At 52.7% G+C, this 6,412-nt stretch carries 6 protein-coding genes; 1 reads left to right on the top strand and 5 read right to left on the bottom strand.

Annotation, left to right across the window (positions count from 1 at the left end; genetic code table 11):
• A partial coding sequence (locus tag IQ256_RS27905) for a citrate/2-methylcitrate synthase (protein WP_304952617.1) occupies nt 1-325 on the top strand: 325 nt, incomplete at its 5' end.
• Between the two features lie 312 nt (nt 326-637).
• Here the strand turns inward: IQ256_RS27905 and IQ256_RS27910 are convergent.
• The 5 genes from IQ256_RS27910 to IQ256_RS27930 all read right to left on the bottom strand — a co-directional run bounded on the left by IQ256_RS27910 (nt 638) and on the right by IQ256_RS27930 (nt 5,930).
• Complete coding sequence (locus IQ256_RS27910) at nt 638-1,312, bottom strand: GntR family transcriptional regulator (RefSeq protein ID WP_193858960.1); 675 nt, start codon at nt 1,310-1,312, stop codon at nt 638-640.
• A 677-nt stretch (nt 1,313-1,989) separates the two neighbouring features.
• Entirely contained in the window at nt 1,990-3,024 is a 1,035-nt protein-coding gene (locus tag IQ256_RS27915) for an ABC transporter ATP-binding protein (protein WP_193858961.1), read from the bottom strand.
• On the bottom strand, nt 3,021-4,043 hold the full coding sequence (locus IQ256_RS27920; protein ID WP_228025359.1) for an ABC transporter ATP-binding protein: 1,023 nt from the start codon (nt 4,041-4,043) through the stop codon (nt 3,021-3,023). Before IQ256_RS27920 ends, IQ256_RS27915 begins: the two co-directional genes overlap by 4 nt.
• The gene (locus IQ256_RS30600; protein WP_370623566.1) at nt 4,015-4,947 is read right to left on the bottom strand and encodes an ABC transporter permease; all 933 of its coding nucleotides are present in this window, start codon (nt 4,945-4,947) and stop codon (nt 4,015-4,017) included. The genes IQ256_RS27920 and IQ256_RS30600 overlap by 29 nt, the downstream gene beginning before the upstream one ends.
• Complete coding sequence (locus IQ256_RS27930; RefSeq protein WP_193858962.1) at nt 4,944-5,930, bottom strand: ABC transporter permease; 987 nt, start codon at nt 5,928-5,930, stop codon at nt 4,944-4,946. The genes IQ256_RS30600 and IQ256_RS27930 overlap by 4 nt, the downstream gene beginning before the upstream one ends.
• Between the last annotated feature and the right edge of the window lie 482 nt (nt 5,931-6,412).

The following is a 6,412-nucleotide window of genomic DNA, read 5'->3' on the forward strand; positions in this document are numbered from 1 at the left end:
GGCCTACTATCTGCGGGGTCACGCGGAAATCCTGAGCCGTCAGACGGGCAATACGACCTGGCTTGAGATCCTGGACCAGGTCGCGGAGGAGATGAAGCCCTACATGCGCCACGGCGTTAACGTGAACGTGGATTTCTACGCCGCCGTTTCCTATTCCCTACTTGGCATTCCGGACGACCTTTTCGGTGCCGTCTTCGCTGTGAGTCGCCTGCCCGGCTGGGTCGCTCAAATCCTCGAACAACAGGAAAACAACATCCTCATCAGACCGTTGCTTCTCTACGCTGGCGAACAGAACATGCAACTCTTGCCGATCGACGAACGATAGGCAGCAACCAAACAGCATCGTGTGTTCTTTGTTGCAGCGTGGCATATCAACCTTAGAAGAACTGATGCACGAGCAGGGACTCCAGTTGTTTGCCAAGGACTTAATGGGTCTCATGCAAGGTTCAGCGGCGCCCTTATTGACTCGTCAATTGCAGGGATATCCTGTTGGCGGCTGTTGAGAAAACATCAGAGCGGAGTCGCAACGATCCACTAAGAAACACCACCACGGTTAGGATTACAAAACCAACGACGTCAGACGCTTCGGGATATCGGCCAAAAATCGACCGCCCGTTGATAACCTAGGCACGCGCTTCTAGGATTCCATGTGTTGAGCTGTCTCAAGAAGATGGCATTGCATCAATTCTGCTGCTCTTTCCACATCCTGCTCTGCAAGTGCGTCAATGATAGCTCTATGCTCAACCTGTTTCGTCTGCAGCCGCTTGATGTACTCCTCCTGGCGACTGCTATCAGACTTGACACGGTTCAGAAGCGCCGAGCGATAATAGAGGATTAGTTTTTGCAGCGTTTCGCAGAGACCGACCAGATGAGTGTTCTGGCTGAGCTCAATTAATGTACGGTGGAATTCGCTGTTGAGCTGGAATACTTTGTCAAAATCACCTTTATCAATCGCCTTATCGGCTTTCCGTATCAAGACTTCAAATTGGTTTTGAGTTTTAGGGCTAAAATTGTTAAACGCTTCTCGAATAGCCTGAACCTCAAGCGCTGATCTGCAGCGATACAAACCATGCAGATCATCCACGGATACAGCGCGAACTTCGTATCCTCCCTGAGACAGAGGGATGAGTATTCCCTCCTGCTGCATCTTCCTCATCGCCTCTCGGACAGGCGTTCGGCTGACGCCGAGCCGCTTAGCCCACTCAACATCCTTGAGACGCTGCATTGGCTCTATTTCGCCACCCAGAATTTTGTGCCAGAGAATCTCGTGAATCTGTTCAAACAGATGGGAAGAGCGGGCCGGTGCATCCATAGAAGTTAGCTCAACTTTTGGGTAACGAAATGTTCAAAAAAATGCATGCTTTTTGTTTGGTCTTTGGCACCAACTAGCCAATTTTGCTCGCTAACTTAGCATTATCATGGCAGATCCTTACTGGCTGCATTCGGTATTTTCCGACTTATAATGAAAGATAATGCATAGTGTTGAGATATTCAGTTTCAGCTATTCATAATGACAAGAACAATCAACTATCGCTGTTGTTCATCTACCCCACCTTTTGAATCCCTACGCGCCAAAAGAAGGTTACGCCTGGAGCGTAGCTATCTAGGTATACCGGATTCTGTATTATCACGGTTTTCCCGAATTGCCCATCAAATTGGTATCCGTGTTAGCTGATGCACCTCAATATGAGCGCCGATACTGGGAAATGGGTGCATCTGATCGAGTGCACGCAGTCCTCAAGATTACAAGAAAGAAGACATCGGCACCGCGCGGTCACCGAAGATTTACCAATTGATCGAAGGTCTAGTATATCTCTTGAGACACTACAATGCTGGCACGGTCTCTGTGTTTTATCCGCGGTGCTCTACTTGGTTCTCGAGCGATGAGGAGTAGACTACATGGCCAAAACTGGCCTCTCCTCCCGCGATCACCCGCTTTCATGAGCAGAACCCCTCCCATCACCCAGCAGGTTCCCAATTAAGGATCCATCACCCGTCGTTCAGATGGCAGGCTGAATATCGTCCTGGCGCGATCTCTTTGAATGCCGGTATCTCAATCCGGCATCGAGACGTGGCGTGCGGACAGCGCGGATGGAAATGACAGCCCGTCGGCGGATCAAGTGGAGAGGGAATTTCGCCTTTAATAGTTTCGAACTGCCGACGGCGTGTATCCAGACGAGGAATCTCTTTCAGCAACGCACTCGTATAAGGGTGATTGGGCTCTGCGAACAGCTCAGCGGTTGGGCCTTCCTCCACGATGCGACCCAGGTACATGATGGCGACACGGTCCGAAAGGTGCTCAACGACACCGAGGTCGTGACTGATGAATAGATAAGTGAGGTCAAGATCCCTACGCAGCTTCATGAACAGATTCAGGATCTGCGCCTGAATAGAGACATCCAGAGCCGCCACAGCTTCATCGCAAACAATAAGCTTAGGATTTACTGCCAGCGCGCGGGCTATTCCGACACGCTGACGCTGTCCGCCGGAGAACTGATGCGGAAAACGGCGCTTGTATGTCGAGTCGAGACCAACTCGCTCCATGACTTCGCTCACATGTTGGTCAATCCCGGAACGGCTGACCAAGCCATGATACAAAGGTGCCCCGCCGATGATCTTTTTTACGCGCATGCGCGGGTTGAGCGATGCGAATGGATCTTGGAATATCATCTGGATTGCCAACGCCGCGGCTCGACTTTCACCTTTGTCAAGTTCCGAGACATTCACACCACGGTAGTAGATGTTGCCGTCGCTCGGGCGCAGTATTCCAGCGATCATTCGGCCAAGCGTAGATTTGCCGCAACCAGACTCACCAACCAAACCAACGACTTCCCCCTCACGGATAACCAGATCAACGCAGTCTACCGCGCGGACGATCTGCCTTTCAGCACCTAGCCCCAATGATCCTGCGACTTTCGCGGCAATATCGCGCTTCTTTTCGAAGCGGCGCGACACACTGGCAAGTTCGACAAGTGCTCCAGTTTTCGGATCTCGGCGGCGGCGCGTTGCTAACTCAGTTGTCATGACGAGGCCTCATCAGACAAAGGGTGCCAACATCTTGCACGTTGGCCCTTCCTTGCAGGAATATTAACAACCTCGGGCTCCGTCTTACAGATAGCGTCCGCATATCGGCACCTTCGGCGAAAACCGCAGCCACTCGGTAGTGTCAAGAGAGACGGCATCACTCCAGGAATCTGCTGGAGCGGTGTGCCCGGTCGATTGTGCCCTGGAATAGAGCCGATGAGTCCTTCCGTGTAAGGATGGCTCGGACTGTCGAGCACATCGTCGATCATTCCCTTTTCGACAACCCGACCTGCGTACATTACACAGATATGATCGGCGATCGCCGCAACGACAGAAAGATCATGAGTTATCCAAATCAACGCCGTTCCCGTTTCACGGCAAAGCTTTTGAACCTCGAAAAGAATCTGAGCTTGGATCGTTACATCCAGCGCGGTCGTCGGCTCATCAGCGATGATCAAATCAGGTTTGTGCAAGAGGGCGATTGCGATTGCCACACGCTGTCTCATCCCACCGGAGAACTGATGAGGATAGGCAGCGAGCCGCTCATCAGGACTTGGAATTCCCACCTTTCCAAGCGCATCTCGGGCGAGGCTTCGTGCTTCCCCGTAGGTCATCACCTTATGTGCACGAATAGCCTCGATCATTTGTGTATCGATCCGAAGTACCGGGTTAAGGGTCATCATGGGGTCTTGGAAGATCATCGCGATGCGGGTACCACGTAGCTGGCGAAGCTCCTCCGCCGGCAAGCCAACAAGATTGGTGCCGTTGAACAGAATGCGCCCTTCTCTGATCTTTCCGGGATGATCGACGAGCCCCATGATTGAAAATCCGGTCACGGTTTTCCCCGAACCGGACTCTCCAACCAAGCCTAAGACTTCACCGCGGGCAACATCGAAAGACACGCCATTGACGGCCTTTATGATACCGGCTTTGGTATGAAACCATGTGCTAAGCCCCTCAACGCTCAAGGTAGGTTTTCTCATCATGAGATTATCGCTGAAGTCGGGGGTTGAGAACATCGCGCAGCTGGTCGCCGACCAGATTGATTGAGAGAATCAGGAGCAACAAGGCAATACCGGGAAAAAAGCTGATCCAGTATTTGCCACTCATAATGTATTCGAACCCATTGGCGATCAATCTGCCGAGCGACGGTTCGGTTACGGGCAGACCAACGCCAAGAAAAGAGAGCGAAGCCTCCAACGCGATCGAGTGCGCGACCTGGACCGTGATCACAACGATCAAGGGTGGCAGACAGTTTGGGAGAAGATGCAAAAATAGAATTACAAACTTGCCAAGCGCCAAGCAATGGGCCGCCTCTATGTACTCCTTGTGCCTCTCCACCAAAGCTGTACCGCGAATGGTACGCGCATAGTAGGACCACTGTACCGCCACCAGCGCGATGATGATTTTTTCCGTGCCACTGCCCAGAACGGCGATCAGGACCAATCCAATAAGGATGGCAGGGAAGCTCAACTGAATGTCGACGATCCTCATAATGACCGCGTCAACCCACCCACCTGCATATGCCGCTACAAGGCCCACCGAAGCGCCTACAAAGAGAGCAATCAGCGCACTCAAAACGCCGACCGCCAAGCTTATACGCAGGCCATACATGATCGCACTTAAGAGATCGCGGCCCAGCCCGTCTGTGCCGAGCCAAGCAATCCGGCCGCTTGATAGCGCTTCGCCGGGCGTAAGTCGGCTATCCAGCAGATCAAGCGTGGAGAGATCGTAGGGATTTTGCGGTGCAATCAGGGGAGCGAAGACCGCCATAAAAACGATAGCGAGCAACATCGCCAGGCCGAAGACAGCGATCCACGAATCGCTGAAATCAGAGACAAAACGCCTTAGCGGTGATTCTACAAAGACCGCACGATCTTCATCAGGCCTGACATCCGATATCTCCGGATAAACGGCAGTCACGTGTTATTGCTCCCTGAATCGGACAGACGCACGCGGGGATCCAGTACCGCGTAGACGAGATCGACCAGGAGGTTGATGCCAATGAACATCATGGCGACAAGCATGATGTAAGCAACAACGACTGGTCTATCGAGAAAATTGATCGAATCGATAAGCAACTTGCCCATACCCGGCCACGAAAAAATAGTTTCCGTTATCACCGTGAAGGCGACGGCTCCCCCAAACTCCAGTCCCATCACAGTCACGATCGGAATCATTATGTTCTTCAGAACGTGCACGGAAATCACCCGTGACTCCCGAAGGCCTTTCGCTCGAGCGAACTTGATGTAGTCCATCGGCAAAGTTTCTCGAACGCCGGAACGAGTAAGACGAATCACCAAGGCCATCGTAAACAAAGACAAACTGATTGCAGGCAAAGCGATGTGGCTAAGGCCATCAATGGTGAAGAGACTTGAGGTAATTCCAAGGAAAGTGGCTGTTTCTCCCCGCCCCCCTGCTGGGAACCAGCCAAGCTCGACGGCAAACACCATGATCACTGTCACCTTGACCCAGAAGCCAGGCAGACTGAACCCTAGAATCGATCCTGCCATGATGGAGCGCCCGGCAACACTCTCCGGCTTGAGGCCGGCATAAAGCCCAAGCGGAATCCCGACCAAGTTAGCAAGCAGCATTGCGGTAAGCGCCAGTTCAAGCGTTGCCGGAAAGCGCTGCAGAATGAGTTCAAGCGCGGGCGTATTGAAGACGAACGAACGCCCGACATCTCCCTGCAGGGCATTCTCCAGAAAGATGAAATACTGCTCCCATATTGATCGATCCAAACCAAGCGCGCGCACGGCCCGCTCGAATTCAATCTGATCCGCACCCGGATCGATCAAAACATCGATCGGATTGCCAACCGCAAAGACCGCAAAGAACACCAAGAGTGATGTCACAAACAAAGTAAGGATACTCTGGAACAACCGGCGGATGACGAAAACAGTCACAACCCCACCCCACCGGTGCCATTGCCCGAGCAATGTTGGTCAGGCCGACAGGGTCGCTGCTCTCGTGCAATATGGAAGCCACGCAAACTGACATCATCGACGAGAGGTTTCGCGACCTGAGATTTGAGTCGGCAAGTTTGGGGCCAAGTGTCATGGGCGAAGTGACGAGCGATTTTTCGGCGCAATCGAACACTGCCCGAATTCGGCAACGCCCTGTGCCACAGATCCCCGTGTTCCCAAACCGCGGCACCCCGGTGATAGTCTATGTCCCGACCACCGATGGTTCTGACACCCAAAAACTGCCTGCAATCAGCAAGCCTTAAATGCGACATCAACATGCCCCTGCAATGCGTCCCTCTATGCCCCCCCGAGGAGCGCAACCCAAGCCTCGAGCTTATTTATTGTATTCTGTATAATGATGATTTCATGTATTCAGTATACAGTCAAGAGGCATGGCTGAGGCCCTCCCCGCCACGGATACC

Source organism: cf. Phormidesmis sp. LEGE 11477 (assembly GCF_015207105.1).
Classification (GTDB): domain Bacteria; phylum Cyanobacteriota; class Cyanobacteriia; order Phormidesmidales; family Phormidesmidaceae; genus Phormidesmis.